Annotated in this window: 23 protein-coding genes and 1 riboswitch; of the genes, 18 read left to right on the forward strand and 5 right to left on the reverse strand. The window is 65.5% G+C overall.

The genetic code is table 11. The annotated features are described in order from the left end of the window. Positions 1–3 precede the first annotated feature (3 nt). Both AB6809_RS26660 and AB6809_RS26665 read left to right on the forward strand, forming a co-directional pair. A complete protein-coding gene (locus AB6809_RS26660) occupies positions 4–723 on the forward strand; it encodes a hypothetical protein (RefSeq protein WP_371027516.1) in 720 nt (239 codons plus the stop codon). Positions 724–775: 52 nt separating this feature from the next. Beyond that, positions 776–1,444: a flagellar basal body L-ring protein FlgH gene (locus tag AB6809_RS26665; protein ID WP_114156517.1), complete on the forward strand. Its 669-nt coding sequence runs from the start codon at positions 776–778 to the stop codon at positions 1,442–1,444. Positions 1,445–1,464: 20 nt separating this feature from the next. Here the strand turns inward: AB6809_RS26665 and AB6809_RS26670 are convergent, their stop codons facing one another. The 5 genes from AB6809_RS26670 to AB6809_RS26690 all read right to left on the reverse strand — a co-directional run bounded on the left by AB6809_RS26670 (position 1,465) and on the right by AB6809_RS26690 (position 6,268). Beyond that, entirely contained in the window at positions 1,465–2,208 is a 744-nt protein-coding gene (locus AB6809_RS26670; RefSeq protein ID WP_053858810.1) for a response regulator, read from the reverse strand. Positions 2,209–2,298: 90 nt separating this feature from the next. Next, on the reverse strand, positions 2,299–2,940 hold the full coding sequence (locus tag AB6809_RS26675; RefSeq protein WP_029971271.1) for a hypothetical protein: 642 nt from the start codon (positions 2,938–2,940) through the stop codon (positions 2,299–2,301). A gap of 92 nt (positions 2,941–3,032) precedes the next feature. After that, positions 3,033–3,503 carry a hypothetical protein gene (locus AB6809_RS26680; RefSeq protein ID WP_371027517.1) on the reverse strand — a complete coding sequence of 157 codons (471 nt, stop codon included), beginning with the start codon at positions 3,501–3,503 and terminating at the stop codon, positions 3,033–3,035. A gap of 216 nt (positions 3,504–3,719) precedes the next feature. Continuing rightward, on the reverse strand, positions 3,720–4,520 hold the full coding sequence (locus AB6809_RS26685; protein ID WP_371027518.1) for an SDR family NAD(P)-dependent oxidoreductase: 801 nt from the start codon (positions 4,518–4,520) through the stop codon (positions 3,720–3,722). Next, positions 4,517–6,268 carry an ABC transporter ATP-binding protein/permease gene (locus AB6809_RS26690; protein WP_114156515.1) on the reverse strand — a complete coding sequence of 584 codons (1,752 nt, stop codon included), beginning with the start codon at positions 6,266–6,268 and terminating at the stop codon, positions 4,517–4,519. The genes AB6809_RS26685 and AB6809_RS26690 overlap by 4 nt, the downstream gene beginning before the upstream one ends. Before the next feature lie 416 nt (positions 6,269–6,684). Then, a riboswitch (TPP riboswitch) is annotated at positions 6,685–6,808 on the forward strand. 219 nt (positions 6,809–7,027) lie between these two features. On the opposite strand from AB6809_RS26690, the gene AB6809_RS26695 reads away from it, so the two are divergent. From AB6809_RS26695 to hisD, 16 genes are all read left to right on the forward strand, one after another. Next, entirely contained in the window at positions 7,028–8,158 is a 1,131-nt protein-coding gene (locus AB6809_RS26695; protein WP_371027519.1) for an FAD-dependent oxidoreductase, read from the forward strand. A 69-nt stretch (positions 8,159–8,227) separates the two neighbouring features. After that, entirely contained in the window at positions 8,228–8,425 is a 198-nt protein-coding gene (thiS, locus tag AB6809_RS26700; protein WP_006052269.1) for a sulfur carrier protein ThiS, read from the forward strand. Positions 8,426–8,554: 129 nt separating this feature from the next. Then, positions 8,555–9,370 (forward strand): thiazole synthase, encoded by an 816-nt coding sequence (locus AB6809_RS26705; RefSeq protein ID WP_029971276.1) that lies wholly within the window; start codon positions 8,555–8,557, stop codon positions 9,368–9,370. Further along, on the forward strand, positions 9,367–10,479 hold the full coding sequence (thiE, locus tag AB6809_RS26710) for a thiamine phosphate synthase (protein WP_371027520.1): 1,113 nt from the start codon (positions 9,367–9,369) through the stop codon (positions 10,477–10,479). Before AB6809_RS26705 ends, thiE begins: the two co-directional genes overlap by 4 nt. Before the next feature lie 93 nt (positions 10,480–10,572). Further along, on the forward strand, positions 10,573–11,394 hold the full coding sequence (locus AB6809_RS26715; protein ID WP_006052272.1) for an ABC transporter ATP-binding protein: 822 nt from the start codon (positions 10,573–10,575) through the stop codon (positions 11,392–11,394). Between the two features lie 8 nt (positions 11,395–11,402). Further along, positions 11,403–12,170: a lipid asymmetry maintenance ABC transporter permease subunit MlaE gene (gene mlaE / locus AB6809_RS26720; RefSeq protein WP_053859096.1), complete on the forward strand. Its 768-nt coding sequence runs from the start codon at positions 11,403–11,405 to the stop codon at positions 12,168–12,170. An 88-nt stretch (positions 12,171–12,258) separates the two neighbouring features. Beyond that, positions 12,259–12,813: an outer membrane lipid asymmetry maintenance protein MlaD gene (gene mlaD / locus AB6809_RS26725; RefSeq protein WP_006052274.1), complete on the forward strand. Its 555-nt coding sequence runs from the start codon at positions 12,259–12,261 to the stop codon at positions 12,811–12,813. Positions 12,814–12,824: 11 nt separating this feature from the next. Then, positions 12,825–13,886 (forward strand): VacJ family lipoprotein, encoded by a 1,062-nt coding sequence (locus tag AB6809_RS26730; RefSeq protein ID WP_371027521.1) that lies wholly within the window; start codon positions 12,825–12,827, stop codon positions 13,884–13,886. A 120-nt stretch (positions 13,887–14,006) separates the two neighbouring features. Then, the gene (locus AB6809_RS26735) at positions 14,007–14,639 is read left to right on the forward strand and encodes a phospholipid-binding protein MlaC (RefSeq protein WP_006052276.1); all 633 of its coding nucleotides are present in this window, start codon (positions 14,007–14,009) and stop codon (positions 14,637–14,639) included. Beyond that, positions 14,636–14,947, forward strand: a complete 312-nt coding sequence (locus tag AB6809_RS26740) for a lipid asymmetry maintenance protein MlaB (protein ID WP_029971279.1) — start codon at positions 14,636–14,638, stop codon at positions 14,945–14,947. The genes AB6809_RS26735 and AB6809_RS26740 overlap by 4 nt, the downstream gene beginning before the upstream one ends. Before the next feature lie 270 nt (positions 14,948–15,217). Continuing rightward, a complete protein-coding gene (locus AB6809_RS26745) occupies positions 15,218–16,150 on the forward strand; it encodes an ABC transporter ATP-binding protein (protein WP_006052278.1) in 933 nt (310 codons plus the stop codon). Next, positions 16,147–16,911, forward strand: a complete 765-nt coding sequence (locus tag AB6809_RS26750; protein ID WP_006052279.1) for an ABC transporter permease — start codon at positions 16,147–16,149, stop codon at positions 16,909–16,911. The genes AB6809_RS26745 and AB6809_RS26750 overlap by 4 nt, the downstream gene beginning before the upstream one ends. Before the next feature lie 15 nt (positions 16,912–16,926). Beyond that, positions 16,927–17,166 (forward strand): BolA family protein, encoded by a 240-nt coding sequence (locus AB6809_RS26755; protein ID WP_006052280.1) that lies wholly within the window; start codon positions 16,927–16,929, stop codon positions 17,164–17,166. A gap of 111 nt (positions 17,167–17,277) precedes the next feature. Then, positions 17,278–18,540: a UDP-N-acetylglucosamine 1-carboxyvinyltransferase gene (gene murA, locus AB6809_RS26760; protein WP_006052281.1), complete on the forward strand. Its 1,263-nt coding sequence runs from the start codon at positions 17,278–17,280 to the stop codon at positions 18,538–18,540. Beyond that, a complete protein-coding gene (gene hisG / locus AB6809_RS26765; protein ID WP_053858805.1) occupies positions 18,537–19,235 on the forward strand; it encodes an ATP phosphoribosyltransferase in 699 nt (232 codons plus the stop codon). The genes murA and hisG overlap by 4 nt, the downstream gene beginning before the upstream one ends. A 61-nt stretch (positions 19,236–19,296) precedes the next feature. Next, positions 19,297–20,619, forward strand: coding sequence for a histidinol dehydrogenase (gene hisD, locus AB6809_RS26770; protein ID WP_006052283.1), 1,323 nt, complete (start codon positions 19,297–19,299; stop codon positions 20,617–20,619). Positions 20,620–20,748 lie beyond the last annotated feature (129 nt).

Consider the following 20,748-nt stretch of genomic DNA (forward strand, 5'->3'; position numbering starts at 1 on the left):
AACATGAGACCACAACGGATTGCCTGCGCGCTGGCGCTGCTGTGCGGCACATTCTCGCTGACCGTGCCGGCGCAGCCGGCGGCGCGCGACGCGGGCGCCGCAGCTTCGGCGTCGGCATCGAAGGACGCATTCGCCGACGCCCGCCGACGCGCGCAGGACACGCCATTTGCATTCCGCGGCATTGCGCTCGGCATCACGCTCGATGAGTTCCGCGCCGGTTCGAAAGTGCGTGCGACGCCGGTCGGCAGCGTGCCGGTCTGCGAGACGGACGTGCAGGCGGGCGCGCTCGGCATGCGGCTGAAGTCGCACGAGAGTCTGACCGTCGCGTGCCGGTGGGCGCATCGCGACGACAACGGTTGGGCGCTGTCGCAAGCGGTCGTCGACGGTGCGCCGGCGGCCGAGCATGTGCTGCGTTTCGCGCGCATGGAAGGGCAAAGCGCGCTGCGGCTCTACGAGATTTCCTTCGTGATCGACGAAGTCACCGCCGAAGATCTGCGCGACGCGCTCGCGGACCGCTACGGCCCGCCGCGTCATGCGACGCGGAACGTGTCGTCGCCGGGCGCGTTGCCGGTCTACGTGTGGGAAAACGCGGTCAGTTCGATCACGTTGTGTTTCCTGCCGGGCACGCGCAACGGCACGCTCACTTATCTGCTGAAGGGTTCGGACGCGTGGGTGAAGTCCGTCGTGCGGCAGTGGCAGGCGAGCGATGCAGAAGCCGGTTGATGCAGCGGCGCCGATGCGCGGATCAGCACCATTCAGCGAGGGAGTAAACCCGATGCCTACGCTACGTTTTTCCGTCGCGCTATGCGCGGCGGCATGTGTGTCCGCTTGCGCGAGCGGACAGAGGTCGATTGTCGAAACACCGATGGCGCCGCCGCTCGTGTCCGCGCCGCTGAACGTCAACACGCAGGGCGCAATTTATCAGGCGGGCACGCTGATGGTGCTGTACGAGACGCCGCGCGCGCAACACATCGGCGACGTGCTGACGATCCGCCTGTCGGAGTCGTATAGCGGGAACAACAGTTCGACGGCGGCCGCGAGCCGGGCGAGCAGCATCACCGCCGATGCCGCCGATAAATCGACGGGCGCCGCCGCGCGGCTCGCGAGGCTCTTCAACATCGGCTCGGCCAGCACCGAATTCAAAGGACAAGGCAGTCTCACCGACGCGAGCGCGATGACCGGCACGCTCGCCGTGACCGTGATCGGCACGATGCCGACCGGCAACCTGGTCGTGTCGGGCGAAAAGGTGATTTCGATGGGCGGCAACCGCGACCGCTTGCGGCTGTCAGGCGTGGTGAATCCTAAGGATATCGAAACAGGCAACTACGTCGCGTCGAGTAAGGTCGCGAATGCGCGCATCGAGCAGGCCGGCGCCGGCATGATCTCCGACGCGACGACGATGGGCTGGCTGCAGAGAATGTTTTTGAGCGTGCTGACTTTCTGAGGCGTCGTCAACGAACGCGCTCACTGCGCAGCCGCGCCCGCTCCGCGCTCGGCCGCGCCGATCTCGCCGTCCGGCACGAACACATAGCCGCGTCCCCACACCGTTTGCACATAGCGCGGCTCGGACGGATCGACTTCGATCAGCCGACGCAAACGCCAGATCGACACATCCAGACTGCGGTTGCGATGCGTCTCGCTATTGCCATGCAGTTTTTCGAGCAGTTGCGCGCGCGTGAGCACGGTCATCGCGTGAGTGACGAACACTTTTAGCATCGCGAATTCGCTTGAGCGCAGCGTGATGCGTTCGCCGTCGCGGCGCAATTCACGCGCCGGGAAATTCACCTCGAAGCGGCCGAAGCGATACGGCGCGCGTTGTTCGGGCGCGCTCGGCGCAATCGAGCCGCGCCGGCGCAGCACCGTGCGAATCCGCGCGACGAGTTCGCTCGGTTCGAACGGCTTGCCCAGGTAATCGTCCGCGCCGAGTTCGAGACCGATCACACGGTCGATCGGATCGGCGCGTGCGGTCAGCAGAATCACGGGGATATCGTCGCCCGCCACGCGCAGCGCGCGCAGCGCACTGATGCCGTCGAGCTCGGGCATCATGATGTCGAGCACGACCAGCGCGGGACGCTCGTCCTGAAGCTTGCGCTGCAGCGCCATGCCATGCTCGAGCGTGGCAACCTTGAAGCCGCGCCCTTCGAGATACTGGCTGACGAGCTCACGTACGACGGGGTCGTCGTCGACGACCAGAATGGATTGGTTCATTCAGGTCATCTTAGTGATCCGCGCGCGCGCAGCAAAGCGGCTAACGCTTTCCAATCCTTTCTCGCGTAAGAGAAAGCAACCGGCATGCGGCTAGTTGACCTGCGAGGTCTGAATGGTCTGCCGTGTTTCGCGGCCGAAATCGGTCCGGTCGATCACCATCTTGTCGATCAACCCATTGAGCTTGGTCGACGCCGACGAGAAGCGGTCGCTGTTCAGGCCGCCCGTCTGGTAGCGCGCGGTGACGAGAATGCGGCCACTCTGCACGAGCGTCAGGTCGATGACCGACAGATACTGGATCGCGTCGTCGCTGAACGAGCGGCGGCCGTAGTCGATCGCCGCGTTGTAGACGAGGCGCGCCTCGCAGCCGGCGGGCGAGGTGCCGGGATTGTAGACATCCGAACGAATGCCGCGGCGATCGAGCGCGAGTTGCAGCGCCGGCACGAAATCGCCGACCGACACAGCAGTGTTCACTTCGATGCAAACGTGCCGCACATCCGCGGGACGGCCGCTCACGAAGGTCGGCGACGAATAGTTCGCGGCGATCGCGTAGCCGGCCTGGATCACGGAGCCGGTGGCGTCGGCTGCCTGGATCAGCGTCCACGCGCAGCCGTTCAGTCCGACCGTCAGCGTCGTACAGGCGACGAACCGCGCGCTCGGCCGCCGCAACCTGACCCAGGCCGCGCGAGGGGCTCGCGTTAAAGCGTTAGCGCGTGTGGTGGTCAGGAAGGTCATGAGGCGGAGCCAGGGCGATTAAGCCGATCATGGAGATCGACCGAGCGAAGCGAAATGCGGCGGAACGCGCATCGTCCTCGACGCGTCTGCATTCAGCGCGCGACGCGCAGCCGCAACTCGTTTTGCCCTTGCACGCTCGCAGTGACATTCACGCGCCGCTCGCCGGTCGTCACGATGAAATGCTGGCGCGTCGGCGTGTTCACGTCATGCACGACGTTCGGAAAGCACGCGGCGATGTCAGCGCCGATTTCCTCGAGCGGATCGTTGACGACACCGTCGGCTTGCCAGTGCGCGCGCCAGTGGCAGTCGTACGCGTGCGTGTTGGCGCGGCAATCTTCGGTGCTCGCGACGCCCGGCAGTTGCGCGGCCGGTTGCGTGTGCAATTGCTTGTAGTCGGATGCTTCGACGATGTGCCTGAGCGCGGGGCACACGTCGGCGGGTTCGTTCGGCGGCGTGGTTTGCGCGGCGTGAGCAAGATGAGCGGCACTTCCGAGCAGCACCGCTGCGGAGAGAGCGAGGCCGAGCCGGTGAATCGAAGGATAAGAGCGGCGATCGAATGACATGAGCGAGAGTCCGTTAGCAGTGGATGGCGTGCGGGCCGCAGGGGACGGCGCGCACGACTATCGTCGCTGTTTCGGGCTCGTTTCAAAGGGCTGAAAAGCTTGCCCGCTTCGCAAATGCTTTCGAGGTGTTCTCGCGCGTTTCGGGATCTTGCCGCGGCTCGCGCGAATGTGAGTACGGGTGCGAGTGCGTTGGCGAACGGCGCGCGGCGGTGTGAATCAGCCGAGCGTCAGTCCGCCGTCGACGTGGATCACCTGGCCGGTGATGTGACGCGCTTCGTCGGAAAGCAGGAAGGCGATCAGCGCGGCAATGTCGGCTGGCTCGGCGATGTGGCCGAGCGGTGTCGATTCCGCGGCACGCGTCCACACGGCGGCGTTATCGGCGCTCGGTCCGCGGTCCTTGCGCGTATAGCCGGGCGCGACGCAATTCACGGTCACGCCATGCGGCGCGAGTTCGGCGGCTGCGGTTTTCGCGAGCGACTCGAGCGCCGCCTTGGCCGCGGCGGTCGCGGCAAACGGCGTATCCGCTCGATAACGATGCGCGACGAACGAACTCAACGCGATCACTCGGCCTCGCTTCGAGGTTTCCAACGCAGGCGTGGCGCGCTTCACGAGCGCCGCGAAGGCGGCGGGCATCGCGGCGAATGCGGCGCCGAGCACATCGGAATCGAGCGTCTGGAGCGTCTGGCGCTGCGCATGCCCCGCGTTCGCGACCAGTTGATCGAGTGCGCCGAAGTTCGCGAGCGTTTGATGCACCACATGTTCCGCGGCGCCGCGCTCGGCGAGATCGCCCGTCACCGTTGCGCAGGCCGCGCCGTTCGCGCTGCAATCGGCGGCAACGTGCGCGAGACGCTCGCGCGACTCGCGCTCGGCGCCGCGTGCGTGCAGCATCAGCGCGGTGCGCGGCGCGGCGATCCGCCGGGCCAGCGCCGCGCCGATGCCGGAACCCGCGCCGGTGATCAGCACGACGCGATCAAAGCCCGCACTGGCTTCGCTCGCTGCGGCGCTCTCCGGGTTCATGCCGCGACCGCTTCGCCGGCGCGCTCGACTTCGAGCGTTTCGTCATGGAACGCCGCCAGCGATTCGCGATGCGCGACGCTGACGATGGCCGCCTTCGGCAGCCGCTCGGTGAAGAGGCGATAGAGACGCGCTTCGTTCTCGGCGTCGAGCGCGCTCGTCGCTTCGTCGAGGAACAGATAGTCGGGCTTGTGCAGCAGCACGCGCGCGGCGGCGAGGCGCTGTTGCTCGCCCGGCGAGAGCACGCGCGTCCAGTGCGCGGATTCCTGCAAACGGTCCGCGTATTGCGACAGGTGGCAAACGACGAGCGCCTCGCGGCATTCGTCGTCCGTATACGTGTCGGCCGCCGACGGATACGCGAGCGCCGCCTTCAGCGTGCCGATCGGCATGTAGCTCACTTGCGGAATGAACATCATGCGGGCGTTGACCGGCGCGTCGATCGCGCCATCGCCGAACGGCCACAAGCCGGCGAGCGCGCGCATCAGCGTGCTCTTGCCCGAGCCGGACGGCCCGCGCACGAGCCAGCGCGAGCCCGGATGAATCACGATGTCGCGGATGCGCGAGAGCGGGCTGCCGTTCGGAAGCGCGAGCTGGAGGCCGTCGGTGGAGAGCTTGTCGGCGTCGACGAAATGCAGGTTGATGCCGCCGTGCGCGGTGGCCGGCGAGACGGATTCCTTCAGACGCGGCGCATGCACGACGCGCTTGAATTCGCGCAGACGGTTGACCGTGGCGCGCCATTCGACCAGCGTCGAGTAACTGTTGATGAACCACGAGAACGAGTCGCTGACCGTGTTGAATGCGCTGGAGATTTGCATCAGCACACCGAACGTGAAGGCGCCCGCGAAGTAACGCGGCGCGGCGACGACGAGCGGAAAGATGATCGCGATCTGACCGTAGAAGCTCAGCACGAAGGTGAGCCGCTTCGTGTACTTCATGACCTGCCACCAGTTATCGCGGATGCGGCCGAACAGCGAATGGGCGTTCGTCTTCTCCGTGTCCATGCCGTTGTAGAACGCGATCTGCTCGGCGTTCTCGCGCAGGCGGATCAGGCCGAAACGGAAATCGGCCTCGACTTTCTGCGCCTGATAGTTGATCGGCACGAGCGGATGACCGACTTTCTGGATCACGAGCGAGCCGACCACTGCGTACAGCGCGGCTGCCCACACCATGTAGCCGGGAATCTGCAGCGGCACGCCGCCGAGCGTGATGGTCAGCGCGCCGGCCAGCGCCCACAGGATCGTGATGAACGAGACGAGCGTGACGACCGTGGACAGCAGATCGAGCGTGAGCGACAGCGTGGTCGTGGCGAACGACTGCAGGTCGTCGCTGATCCGCTGGTCTGGGTTGTCGGCGAGGCGGTCGCGCTCGATCCGGTAAAACGCGCTGTCGTGCAGCCACTCGTTCAGATAGCGCGTCGTCAGCCACTGACGCCAGCGAAAGCCGAGCATCTGGCGCATATAGCGTCCGTACACCGCGAGGATGATGTAGCCGAACGCGAGCCCGGAAAAGATCATCAGCAGATGCGGGAAGTCGCGCACGTTCTTGGTTTGCAGCGCGTTATAGAAGTCGGCGCTCCAGCGGTTCAGGCGGACGTTGATCCACACCACCGCGAGGTTCATCGCAATGATCGCGATGAGCATCCCCCACGCCGTCTTTTTTTCTTCCGACACCCAGTAAGGCTTGATGAGGCTCCATGCGGAGACTTTCTCGTCGGGCGGCAGCGCGGGGCTGACAGAAGTATTCGTTGTCATGAGCGTCCTGGGAATGCTGTTCGATTCGGGCCGGTCCACGCGGGCCGACCCCTCGCGGGTCTTCGTATCTGTCGTGTCTTGTCTGTGCGTATCTGCGCGGTCACGGCGGCTGACGGCCGGGCGCCGCGGCGACTGCCGATTCTGGCGCGAAGCCCTTAAGCGAAAATTAATTCGCGGCGCCGGCGCAAAGCCGGCAGTCATTGCTGCCGCCTCTGCGCGAGCGCCGCCGCGACATAACCGCCGACCGTTCGCGCGATGCCGCGTTTTCCGCGTCATCTCTCGTGGCATTGTGCCAGAGCGGTGGGCCGCTCATCCGGCTAAAGCGTAAGGCGCAAAAGGTGGTGCCGGATCAAGCCGCGCGCGGCGCGATGCGCCGCTCGTTTGCGAGCGCCGCGCCTTTTATGGTCTAATGACCTTCGACGAAACAGGGGTGCTTTGCACTTGAGCGGCGTGATTCTCACGCTGCGGCTGCGAGGCTGAGAGAGACCCTTTGCACCCGATCCGGGTAATACCGGCGCGGGAAGTTTCCGGAAGCAGCCAGTCTTCCATTCCCCGCCGGGCGGCGTACTTCATTGGAGTACGCATGTTGCCTGGCCGGCCTTGCCCGCCGGTTTCGTCCTGGGTACGCGCTTTTTGTCGGCCGTACGGAAAGGACTCGATGACCGCCTATTGTTCAGTTATGTGTTTTGCTCCTTGTCGCGCCGTTCTTGACGCGCGCTGCATTGCTTTTGTCCGTCGTATCGAAGCGGAGCGCGCACGATGAGCCGCGCCGCACAACCCGATTTCGCTGTGCTCGGCGGCGGTCTGTGCGGGCGCCTCGTCGCGTGGCGGCTCGCCGGAGAAGGACATCGCGTGGCGCTTTATGAGCGCGGCGACGCCGACGGCTCGCAGGCTGCCGCGTGGGTCGCGGCCGCCATGCTCGCGCCGCTTGCCGAAGCCGCCAGCGCCGAACTTCTGATTACGCGTCTCGGCGCCGCATCGCTCGAAACCTGGCCGCAAGTGCTGGCCGGGTTGCCCGAGCCGGTGTTTTTCCAGCGCAATGGCACGCTCGTCGTCTGGCATCACGCGGATCGGACCGAGGCGCCGTTGTTCGAAAGACGGGTGCGCTCGAACGCGCCGGCCGAACTGCTGGACGGCGGCTTCGTCACGCTGGCCGGCGCGCAACTCGGTGCCGCCGAACCTGCGCTCGCGGGGCGCTTCAATCAGGGCTGGCTGCTGCCGCGCGAAGGTCAACTGGACAATCGCCAGGTGCTGCGCGCGTTGGCGGCGGGTCTCGGGCAACGCGGCGTACAAACGCATTGGAATACGCCCGCGCTCGATGGGGCGCTGCCGCCTGCGCGCATCACCATCGACTGCCGCGGTCTCGGCGCGAAACCCGTGCTGCCGACGCTGCGCGGCATCCGCGGCGAAGTCGCGCGCGTGCACGCGCCCGGCATTAATCTGACGCGGCCGGTGCGGCTGCTGCATCCGCGCTATCCGCTCTACATCGCGCCGAAGCAGGACGATTTGTATGTGATCGGCGCCACCGAGGTGGAAGGCGAGGACATGTCGCCCGTCAGCGTGCGATCCGCGCTGGAGCTGCTGAGCGCGGCGTTTTCCGTGCATCCGGGCTTCGGCGAGGCGCGCATTCTCGAGCTGAATTCGCAGTGCCGTCCGACCTTGCCCGATCATCGGCCGGCGCTGTTGTGGGACGGCGCGCAGACGCTGCGCGTGAACGGGCTGTACCGGCACGGCTACATGATCGTGCCCGAGGTCGCCGACGAAGCCGCGCGCTTCGCGGCGGCGCTGCTGGACGGACGCATCGGCGACGCCGACGCGTTCGCGGACTGGCGGCGCGCCGCGCGCTGGAGCGAACTGTTCCACGAGCAGCGCGCGCGGGAGCCCGCGTGAGCACCGGTTGCCGGCGCGACGCTGCGAACGCCTGCGCAATTGCCATCGACTGAACCGTATTCGAACACCATGGACATTCATATCAATCAGAAGCCGTTGTCGTTGCCCGAGGGCGCGACTGTCGCCGATGCGCTCGCTGCGTACGGCGCGCGGCCGCCGTTCGCCGTCGCGCTGAACGGCGATTTCGTCGCGCGCACGCAGCATGCGGCGCGCGCATTGCAGCCGGGCGACAAGCTGGACGTCGTGCAGCCTGTGGCCGGCGGTTGAGCGCGTTGCCGCGCCAAACCAAGCCAGCCGATCACGCAATCGCAGACGAGCGAACACAACCACGCACGACCACGCACGATCACGAGCAATCGCCGCCCGCCCCGCCTTGCCGGAGACCAGATGATGCAAATGACTTCCCCCCAAACCGCCGACGCGCTCACGCTCTACGGCCAACCCTTCGCGAGCCGGGTGCTGCTCGGCACGTCGCGCTATCCGTCGCTGCAATCGCTGTCCGATTCGATCGACGCCGCGCGCCCCGGCATGGTGACCGTCGCGCTGCGCCGGCAGATGAACGAAGGCGGCGCCGAAGCCGGTTTCTTCGATCTGCTCAAGCGCCACGGCGTGCCGCTGTTGCCGAACACGGCCGGTTGCCTGACCGTCGGCGAGGCGGTGGCGACCGCGCACATGGCGCGCGAAATCTTCGAAACCGAGTGGATCAAGCTCGAACTGATCGGCGACGACTACACGCTGCAGCCCGATCCGGTCGGCCTGATCGAGGCGGCGGCGAAGCTCGTCAAGGACGGCTTCAAGGTGCTGCCGTATTGCACCGAAGACCTGGTGATCGGCCGCCGTCTGCTGGACGCCGGCTGTGAGGCGCTGATGCCGTGGGGCGCGCCGATCGGCACCGGCAAGGGCGTGATTAATCCGTATGGCTTGCGAGTGTTGCGCGAGCGGCTGCCTGACGTGCCGCTGATCGTCGACGCCGGGCTCGGCGTGCCGTCGCACGCGGCCCAGGTGATGGAGTGGGGTTTCGACGGCGTGCTGCTGAACACGGCGGTGTCGCAGGCCACGCATCCCGACGCGATGGCGCGCGCGTTTGCGCTGGGCGTCGAAGCGGGCCGTCAGGCGTTTCTCGCCGGACCGATGGCCGAGCGCGAAAGTGCGCACGCGAGCACGCCGGTGGTCGGCATGCCGTTCTGGCATCAGGACGGGAGCGCCGCATGACGCAGACCCTGGCCCTGAAAGACCGCGACCTGTTCTGGCCGCCCGCCGACGAACTCACCGAAGCGACCGAACGCATCCGCGCCCGTCTCGGCGACTGGCCGCCCACGCACGCGCCGTGGCGCATCTGCCTGACCGCGCCGGATCAGCCGAATGGCGGCGATCTGATCGTGCTCGCCGATGCCGCGCGGCACGGCGAACAGATGGCGCGCTGGCTCGTGCAGGGCGCGGCGGTGGTCGAAGCCGCCGAGAACAAGGCGACGCTGCATCTCGGAGGCGAAAAATACCGTCTGGAAGGCCATCTCGCCGAAGACTGGATCCCCGCGCTCGCCGCGTTCCTCGACTGCGGTTTCGATCCGCACGACGCGCTCGTGTTGGCGCTCGCGTGGCGCGACGGCGACGAAACGCGGACCAACGCCGCGGGCGACTCCTTCCCCTGCGATCTGGCTGCCTTTCCGCGTCTTGCCGGTTTGCCGCCAGCGCCGGCGCAGCCGTTCCCGCGCTGCCCCGAGCGGCTCGGACTCTATCCGGTGCTGCCTAGTGCCGAGTGGGTCGAACGCGTGGTCGGCTACGGCGTGAAAACGGCGCAACTGCGCCGCAAGTCCGCCCATCCCGCCGACGAGCTTCAGCGCGAGATCGCCCGCTGCGTCGCGGCGGGAAAGCGGCATGACGCGCAGGTTTTCATCAACGATCACTGGCAGGCCGCGCTCGATGCGGGCGCCTACGGCGTGCACCTCGGCCAGGAAGACGTGCACACGGCGGATCTGGCGGCGCTGGCGGCGGCCGGCATCCGGCTCGGTCTGTCGACGCACGGCTTCTACGAAATTCTGAAGGCGCTGCACTTCCGCCCGAGCTATATCGCGTTGGGAGCGGTGTTCCCGACCACGACGAAAGTGATGCCGACCGCGCCGCAGGGCGTCAAGCGCCTCGCGCGCTACGTCCGGCTGCTGGACGGCGTCGTGCCGCTGGTCGCGATCGGCGGAATCGATTTGCAGGTGCTGCCTGAGGTTCTCGCGACGGGCGTCGGTTGTGCGGCGGTGGTGCGCGCGGTCACCGAAGCGTCTGATCCGGCGGCCGCCGTTGCCGCACTGCAACAAGCTTTTACGCAATAATCGTCATGATTGGTTAAGGGACAGGGCGCCTCACGGCAACATTTGCATGATGGCCCTATAATTCGGCCTTCCGTGCAAAAGGATTGTCACTCAGTGTCTTCCCCATCCGAGACCTTACTCGAGCTGCGCGACGTCGACTTCGGTTACGGCGACCGGCTCGTCCTGTCGAACCTGAACCTGCGCTTTCCGCGCGGCCAGGTCGTCGCGGTCATGGGCGGTTCGGGTTGCGGCAAAACAACGGTGCTGCGGCTGATCGGCGGTCTGGTTCGCGCGCAGCGCGGCGAGATTCTGTTCCACGGCGAAAACGTCGGCGCGCAAACGCGCGACGGCCTGTACGCGCTGCGCCGCAAGATGGGCATGCTGTTCCAGTTCGGCGCGCTGTTCACGGACATGTCGGTGTTCGAAAACGTGGCGTTTGCGCTGCGCGAGCACACCGATCTCCCGGAGGAACTGATCCGCGATCTCGTGCTGATGAAGCTCAACGCGGTTGGCCTGCGCGGCGCGCGCGACCTGCTGCCGTCGGAGATTTCCGGCGGCATGGCGCGGCGCGTGGCGCTCGCGCGCGCCATCGCCCTCGACCCCGAACTGATGATGTACGACGAGCCGTTCGCCGGCCTCGACCCGATCTCGCTTGGCATCACCGCGAACCTGATTCGCGCGCTCAACCAGGCGCTCGGCGCGACGTCGATTCTGGTCACGCACGACGTGCCGGAGTCGTTCGCGATCGCGGACTACGTTTATTTCCTCGCCAACGGCGGCGTTCATGCCGAGGGCACGCCGGCGCAACTGCGCGCGTCGACTGATCCGACGGTGCGGCAGTTCATCGACGGCGCGCCGGACGGTCCGTTCAAATTCCACTATCCGAGCAGAACGCCGCTCGCGGCGGACTTCGGCGTCGGCGGAGGGCGGTCATGATCGGCACATTGATCTCCTCGGTCGGCCGCGTGGTGCTCGACGGGCTCGGCACGGCCGGCTACGCGACGCGCTTTTTTCTCCGGCTGCTGGTCGAATTTTTCCCGCTGCTGCGCCGTCCGCGGCTTGTCACGAAGCAGATCCACTTCGTAGGTAATTATTCGCTGGTGATCATTGCGGTGTCGGGGCTGTTCGTCGGCTTCGTGCTGGGCTTGCAGGGCTATTACACGCTCAATCGCTATGGTTCCGAGCAGGCGCTCGGGCTGCTGGTCGCGCTCTCGCTCGTGCGAGAACTCGGGCCGGTCGTCACGGCGCTGCTGTTCGCCGGCCGCGCGGGCACCTCGCTCACCGCCGAAATCGGCTTGATGAAAGCGGGCGAGCAACTGACCGCGATGGAAATGATGGCGGTCGACCCGGTCAAGGTCGTGGTCGCGCCGCGTCTGTGGGCCGGCATTATCGCGATGCCGATTCTCGCGGCGATTTTCAGCGCGGTCGGTATCGCGGGCGGCTATGTGGTCGGCGTGCTGCTGATCGGCGTCGATGCCGGCGCGTTCTGGTCGCAGATGCAAGGCGGCGTGGACGTCTGGCGCGACGTTGGCGCGGGCGTCGTCAAAAGCGTGGTGTTCGGCCTTGCGGTGACGTTCGTGGCGCTCTTCCAGGGCTACGAAGCGCGGCCGACGCCCGAGGGCGTGTCGCGCGCCACGACGAAGACGGTCGTGTATGCGTCGCTCGCGGTGCTCGGCCTCGATTTTCTGCTGACCGCGCTGATGTTCAGTTAAGACTGCGTTGCCTGTTTTGCCGCTGCGGCGCGTCACTGAGCGCGCGCGGCGGCGCGACGGCGGCGCGGCGATTCACTTTGGGATGACGATGAAAAAGACTGCTCTCGACTTCTGGGTCGGCCTGTTCGTGGTGTTGGGTTTCGTGGCGCTGCTGTTTCTCGCGCTGAAGGCCGGCAACATGAGCTCGCTGTCGTTCCAGGCGACCTATCCGGTCAAGCTCAAGTTCGACAATATCGGCGGATTGAAGGCGCGCGCACCCGTCAAAAGCGCGGGCGTGACGGTGGGCCGGGTCGCCTCGATCGGGTTCGACAGCAACGCCTATCAGGCGCAGGTGACGATCGACATCGACAAGCAGTATCAGTTTCCGAAAGACACGTCGGCGAAAATCCTGACTTCGGGGCTGCTCGGCGAGCAATACATCGGCCTCGAACCGGGCGGCGATACCGAGATGCTCAAAGCCGGCGACACCATTTCGATGACGCAATCGGCAATCGTGCTTGAAAACCTGATCGGACAGTTCCTCTACAGCAAAGCGGCCGATTCGGGCGCATCGAAGCCGGGCGCCGCATCGGTGGCACCGGCTGCAGCACCCGCTCCGGCGCCCGCGGCGGCGGTGCCCGCTTCCGGCTCGGCCGGTCAATAAGGAGAACAACAATGCAGACCTTACAGGCCGGGGGCGCGCGCGTCTTCCGGATGGGTAGACTGGCGGTTGCGGCCGCGATCCTGGCCGGTTGCACGACGGTGCAGACGCCGACCAAGGGCGATCCGCTCGAGGGCCTGAACCGCACCATCTTCACGGTCAACGACAAGCTCGACCAGTACGCGCTGAAGCCGGTCGCGAAGGGCTATGTGTTCATCACGCCGCAGCCTGTGCGCGACAGCGTGACGAACTTCTTCTCGAATATCGGCGACGTCTACATTGCGGCGAACAACCTGCTGCAACTGAAGATCACCGACGGCGTGCAGGACATCATGCGGATCGTGATCAACACGATCTTCGGTGTCGGCGGATTGTTCGACGTGGCGACGCTCGCGAAGCTGCCCAAGCACGACAACGACCTCGGCCTGACGCTCGGCCACTACGGCGTGCCTGCCGGTCCGTATCTGGTGCTGCCGCTGTTCGGGCCGAGCACCGCGCGCGACGCGGTCGGCTCGATCGGCAATTACTATATCAACCCGCTCAGCTACGTCGATCCGGCGGGCTTGAGCTGGGCGCTGTACGGTCTGAACATCGTCAATACGCGTGCGAATCTGCTGAATGCGAGCGACGTGCTGGAAGGCGCCGCGCTCGACAAGTATTCGTTCGTGCGCAACGCATATCTGCAACGCCGCGAGTATCTGCTGTCGGACGGCAAGCAGTCGCAGGCGCTGCCGAACTATGGCGATGAAGCGCCGCTGCCGAAGTACGAAGACGTCGACGGCACGCCCGCCGGCGCGCCGGCCGGTGCAGTGACCGGAACCGCGGGCGCGGCGGGAACGAGCGGTGCTGCCGCCAAGGCGTCGGCTGCATCCGGTGCATCCGGTGTGAGCGCCGCGACGCCGCCGCAAGCCGCGTCAGCCGCTGCAACGGCGAACGGCGCCTCGGCGCCCGAAGCGGCTTCGGGCGCGGAAACGCCGCCGCTCGACCTCAACGGCGGTCCGGAAACCACGCAGATTCCGGCGGGTCAACTGGTGCCGCCCACGCGCTTCAACTTACCGTCGTTCAAGTTGCGTTGAGCGTGCCGGCGCGGCCGTAACAGATCGATACGACTCTCGCAGTTTGCGCATGGATTGCCGCTGAACTCGCGTGTTAATGTCGCCTCAAACGGTTGCACTATTTTTTAAGCAAGGCTCGATATGAAAAAATTCTTTCTGATTCCGTTGTTTGCAGCGTTGTTCTCTTTCGTGAGTGTTGGAGCATCGGCGCAAGCCGTCGACAGCAGCGCGCCCGACGTGCTCGTCAAGACCGTCACCCAGCAGGTGATCGACGCGGTGCGTGCCGACAAGTCGATCCAGCAGGGCGACATTTCGCACATCACGCGTCTCGTCAACGAAAAGATCCTGCCGTACACGGACTTCCGCCGCACCACGCAACTGGCGATGGGCCGCAACTGGCGCACGGCGACGCCCGAGCAGCAGAGCCAGGTCGTCGAACAGTTCAAGATGCTGCTGATCCGCACGTATTCGGGCGCGCTCGCGCAGGTGCGCGACCAGCAGATCCAGTACAAGCCGTTCCGCATGAATCCGGACGACACCGACACGGTGGTCCGTTCGGTCGTGATGAACAACGGTTCGCCGATCGAGCTCGACTACCGTCTGTACAAGACGCCGCAAGGCTGGCGCGTGTATGACATCAACGTGCTCGGCGCGTGGCTGATCCAGGCTTATCAGCAGCAGTTCAGCGAGCAGATCCAGCAGAAGGGCGTCGACGGACTGATCCAGTTCCTCACGCAGCGCAATCAGCAACTCGCCGCGGGCAAGCAGTCGTGAGCGAAGTGCTGAGCCCCGTCGCTCAACGGTTCGCGAGCGGCGCGACGCTGACCCACGCGAGCGCAAAGGCCGCGCTCGCGGCGGGTCTCGAGCGAATCGCAGCGGGCGCGGGCGGCGTCGATTGCGCGCCGCTCACGCACTTCGATTCATCGGCGCTGGCCGTGCTTCTCGCATGGCGGCGCGCCGCTCAGGCGCGCGGCGGCGCATTCGAAGTTCTCAATCTGCCGGCCGGGCTCGCGAGTCTCGCGCAAGCCTACGGCGTCGATACGCTGATCGCCGGTTCCATCGAAGGCGCTCGCGCCGCGTGAGCGGTCCGGCGCGCTTCAGCGCCGGCTTCACGCGATTCTGCTCACGTCGTTCGCCAGCTTGCCGTCAGCGCCACACGCGCGCGCACCTGACGCGTTCATCACGCTTCCCGCTATCCCCCGACTGAGATAGGGCCGCCAGGTTTTGCCCTATAATCAAACGTTTTTTGGGCCACGGTTAGGGCAATCCCACCGGCCCCAATTCCGTTTTTTCCAGCACTTTGCGCCCGCCCAGGGCTCCTTTAAGCGCCGCGACGCACGCGGCGCACTGTCATGTCAGCCATAGAAATTCGTAACGTCAAAAAGCGCTACAAGGACTTGCAGGCGCTCAAGGGCGTCAGCCTCACGGTGGAAGAAGGCGAGTTCTTCGGGCTGCTCGGTCCGAACGGCGCGGGCAAGACAACGCTCATCAGCATTCTCGCGGGACTCGCGCGCGCGGACGAAGGCAGCATCGCGGTGCGCGGCCACGACGTGGTGGGCGACTTCCGCGCGGCGCGCCGCGCGTTGGGCGTGGTGCCGCAGGAACTCGTGTTCGATCCGTTCTTCACGGTGCGCGAAACGTTGCGCATCCAGTCCGGCTACTACGGGCTGCGCAATAACGACGCGTGGATCGACGAAATCATGGCCAACCTCGACCTCACCGAGAAAGCCGACGCCAACATGCGCGCGCTGTCGGGCGGCATGAAGCGCCGCGTGCTGGTCGCGCAGGCATTGGTGCATCGGCCGCCGGTGATCGTGCTCGACGAGCCGACCGCGGGCGTCGACGTCGAGTTGCGCCAGACGCTGTGGAAATTCATCTCGCGCCTGAACCGCGAAGGCCACACGATCGTGCTGACCACGCACTATCTCGAGGAAGCCGAATCGCTGTGCGACCGCATCGCGATGCTGCGTCGCGGCGAAGTGGTGGCGCTGGATCGCACCAGCACGCTGCTGCAACGCTTCGCCGGCATGCAACTGTTCGTGCGTTTCGCGCAAGGCGTGCTGCCTGCCGAACTGCGTCCCCTGGAAGCCGAGGGCGGCGCGGGCAACGGCAATGGCCGCCAGCATCTGCTGCGTCTCGCGAGTTATGACGACGTCGAGAAGATTCTCGCGCAATGCCGCGCGGCGGGCTGCACATTCGAAGAAATCGAGGTCCGTAAAGCCGACCTCGAAGATGTTTTCGTTCAGGTGATGAACGGTCCGGAAGTGATCGAGGGGCTCGCATGAGCGGCTATAGCGGTTTCGGCACGCTGTTCTATAAAGAAATCCTGCGCTTCTGGAAAGTGTCGTTCCAGACCGTGCTTGCGCCCATCATCACGGCGCTGCTGTATCTGACCATTTTCGGCCACGCGCTGCGCAATCATGTGCAGGTTTATCCGGGCGTCGAATACACGAGTTTCCTGGTGCCGGGCCTCGTGATGATGAGCGTGTTGCAGAATGCGTTTGCGAACAGTTCGTCGTCGCTGATCCAGTCCAAGATCACCGGTAATCTGGTGTTCGTGCTGCTGCCGCCGCTGTCGCACTACGAGATGTTCGCCGCGTATGTTCTCGCCGCGGTCGCGCGCGGTCTCGCGGTCGGTTTCGGAGTGTTCATCGTGACGATCTGGTTTGTGCCCGTCAGCTTCACCGCGCCGCTCTACATCATTCTGTTTGCGATTTTCGGCGCCGCGATTCTCGGCACGCTCGGTTTGATCGCGGGCATCTGGGCCGAGAAGTTCGACCAGCTCGCCGCATTCCAGAATTTTCTGATCATGCCGCTCACGTTTCTCTCAGGCGTGTTCTACTCGACGCATACGCTGCCGCCGGTGTGGCGGGAAATATCGCGGCTCAATCCTTTTTTCTACATGATCGACGGCTTTCGCTATGGCTTCTTCGGGATGTCGGATATCAATCCGCTCGTGAGCCTTGCGATCGTCGCCGGTTTCTTCGTGGTGCTGGCCGTGGTGGCGATGCGCATGCTCGCGTCCGGCTACAAGCTGCGCCACTGACGAGGAGCTTCTCACATGTTGCCGACTCCCGAACAGGTCAAGCAATACATCGCCGCTGGGCTCGCTTGCCAGCATCTCGAAGTCGAAGGCGACGGTCAGCATTTCTTTGCGACCATCGTTTCTCCGAGCTTCGAGGGCAAGCGTCTGATCCAGCGTCATCAACTCGTGTATGCGGCGCTCGGCGACCGCATGCGCGAAGAAATCCACGCGCTCAGCATGAAAACGCTGACGCCCGCCGAATGGCAGAACGCGTAATCTGGAAATTTAGTGCGAATTACTCAGGAAGGACGCGACGCCGGCAGCGGCGCGTCGAACACAATCAAGGCAGTTCCGGCTGAAGTCCGGATCGATCAGGAACACACAGGCATGGACAAACTCGTCATTGAAGGTGGCTACCCGCTGTCGGGTGAGGTCGTTGTCTCGGGTGCGAAGAACGCGGCGTTGCCGATTCTGTGCGCGAGTTTGCTGAGCGCGGAGCCGGTGCAGCTCGACAACGTGCCCGATCTGCAGGACGTGCGCACCATGCTCAAGCTGCTCGGGCAAATGGGCGTGCGCATCGAAAGTGCTGAAGGGCGCGTGTCGCTCGACGCGTCGAAGGTCGACAACCTCGTCGCGCCGTACGAAATGGTCAAGACCATGCGCGCGTCGATCCTCGTACTCGGGCCGCTCGTCGCACGCTTCGGCCATGCGCGCGTGTCGCTGCCGGGTGGTTGCGCGATCGGCGCGCGTCCGGTCGATCAGCACATCAAGGGCCTGCAGGCGATGGGCGCCGAGATCACGATCGATCACGGCTTCATCGAAGCGCGTGCGGAGCGGCTGAAGGGCGCGCGCATCATCACCGACATGATCACCGTGACCGGCACCGAGAACCTGCTGATGGCAGCCGTGCTCGCCGAAGGCGAAACCGTCATCGAGAACGCGGCGCGCGAACCGGAAGTGGGCGACCTCGCGCACCTGCTCGTGCAGATGGGCGCGAAGATCGAAGGCATCGGCACCGACCGTCTCGTGATCCAGGGCGTGGACAAGCTGCACGGCGCAAAGCACACGGTGATTCCGGACCGCATCGAAGCCGGCACGTTCCTGTGCGCGGTGGCGGCGGCCGGCGGCGACGTCACGCTGAAGAACGTGCGTCCGCAGACTCTCGACGCGGTGACCGCCAAGCTGCGCGAAGCGGGCGTGACGATCGACGAAGGCGACGACTGGATGCGCGTGCGCATGGACAAGCGTCCGAGCGCGGTGTCGTTCCGCACGTCCGAATACCCGGCGTTTCCGACCGACATGCAGGCGCAGTTCATGGCGCTGAACACGGTCGCGGACGGCAAGGCGCAGGTCGTCGAGACGATCTTCGAGAACCGCTTCATGCACGTGCAGGAGCTGAACCGCCTCGGCGCCAACATCACGACCGACGGCAAGACCGCGCTCGTGACGGGCGTCGAAAACCTGTCGGGCGCGAAGGTCATGGCGACGGATCTACGCGCGTCGGCGAGCCTCGTGATTGCCGCGTTGCGCGCGGAAGGCGAGACGCTGATCGACCGTATCTATCACCTGGATCGCGGCTACGACCGGATGGAAACCAAGCTCAACGCGATCGGCGCGAAGGTGCGGCGCATTGCCGGGAGCCAGGCATGAGTTCGATGCCGCAAACGTCGAGTTCGCCGGCGGTCAGCGCGCCGTTGACGCTGGCTTTGTCGAAGGGGCGTATCTTTGAAGAAACGCTGCCGCTGCTCGCCGCGGCCGGCATCGAAGTCGCCGAAGATCCGGAAAGCTCGCGCAAGCTGATCCTGCCGACCACCGACGCGAACCTGCGCGTGATCATCGTTCGCGCGACCGACGTGCCGACCTACGTCGAATACGGCGCGGCGGACTTCGGCGTCGCGGGCAAAGACGTGCTGCTCGAACACGGCGGCAGCGGGCTGTATCAGCCGGTGGACCTGGACATCGCGCGTTGCCGCATGTCGGTCGCGGTTGCCGCGGGTTTCGATTATGCGAACGCGGTGCGCCAGGGCGCCCGCTTGCGCGTCGCGACCAAGTACGTCGAGACCGCACGCGAGCATTTCGCCGCCAAGGGCGTGCACGTCGACCTGATCAAGCTGTATGGTTCGATGGAGCTCGCGCCGCTCGTCGGTCTCGCGGATGCGATCGTCGATCTGGTGAGTTCGGGCAATACGCTGCGCGCCAACCATCTGGTGGAGGTGGAGGAAGTCATGCAGATTTCATCGCGCCTCGTGGTGAACCAGGCGGCGTTGAAGCTCAAGCGCGCTGCGTTGCGGCCGATTCTCGACGCGTTCGAACGCGCGACCAAAGCCGGCGTTGCGGCGGCCTGACATCCGCATCGAATCAGTCTGACCTCGCTTTAAAGCGCGCCTTACCGAAACGGATACCCGTATGTCTATCAAGATTCGCAAACTCGATTCCACGGCTCGCGACTTCCAGAAGTCGCTGCACGCGGTGCTCGCGTTCGAGGCGAGCGAAGACGAAGCAATCGAGCGCTCGGTCGCGCAGATCCTGAACGACGTGAAGGCGCGCGGCGACGCGGCGGTGCTGGAATACACGAACCGCTTCGACCGGCTCGACGCGAAGAGCGTCGCGGCGCTGGAGCTGCCTATCTCCGAGCTGGAAGCGGCGCTCGAAAGTTTGGAGCCGAAGCGCCGCGCGGCGCTCGAAGCGGCGGCGGCGCGCGTGCGCGGCTATCACGAGAAGCAGAAGATCGAGTGCGGCAGCCATAGCTGGCAGTACACGGAAGCAGACGGCACCGTGCTCGGCCAGAAGGTCACGCCGCTCGATCGCGCGGGTATCTACGTGCCGGGCGGCAAGGCGGCGTATCCGTCGTCGGTGCTGATGAATGCGATTCCGGCGCGCGTGGCCGGCGTGCGCGAGATCGTCATGGTGGTGCCCACGCCGGACGGCGTGAAGAATCCGCTCGTGCTGGCGGCGGCGTTGCTCGGCGGCGTGGATCGCGTGTTCACGATCGGCGGCGCGCAGGCTGTAGGCGCGCTCGCGTACGGCACCGAAACCGTGCCGGCCGTCGACAAGATTTGCGGCCCCGGCAACGCGTATGTCGCGTCGGCCAAGCGGCGTGTGTTTGGCACGGTCGGCATCGACATGATCGCCGGGCCGTCGGAAATTCTCGTGCTGTGCGATGGGACGACCGATCCGCGCTGGGTCGCGATGGACCTGTTCTCGCAAGCCGAGCACGACGAACTCGCGCAGTCCATTCTGCTGTGTCCGGACGACGCGTTCATTGGCCGCGTGAAGGACGCCATCGACGAACTGCTGCCCACCATGCCGCGCCGCGACGTGATTCAGGCGTCGCTGGAAGGGCGCGGCGCGCTCGTCAAGGTTCGCGACATGGCCGAAGCCTGCGCGATCGCCAACGACATCGCGCCGGAACACCTTGAGATCTCGGCGCTGGAGCCGCATCAATGGGGGCAACTGATCCGCCATGCGGGCGCGATCTTCCTCGGCCGCTATACGAGCGAGAGCCTCGGCGACTACTGCGCGGGACCGAACCACGTTCTGCCTACGTCGCGTACCGCACGGTTCTCGTCGCCGCTCGGCGTCTATGATTTCTTCAAGCGTTCGAGCGTGATCGAAGTGAGCGCGGAAGGCGCGCAGACGCTTGGCGAAATTGCCGCCGAACTCGCTTACGGCGAAGGCTTGCAGGCCCACGCCCGCAGCGCCGAGTACCGGATGCGGCAAGGCGGTTGAGCGGATCGGGGCTCAGGCGCTCCACCGCTGCGCGCCTTGCCCCGCATAAGCCGTTCGACGAATCGCCGCCTCATAACAAGAACGAACAACAAACGCACAACACAGACCAACCCGGCGCGGCGAGCCTGC

The organism is Paraburkholderia sp. RCC_158, assembly GCF_041355255.1.
In the GTDB taxonomy this organism is placed as follows: Bacteria; Pseudomonadota; Gammaproteobacteria; order Burkholderiales; family Burkholderiaceae; genus Paraburkholderia; species Paraburkholderia graminis.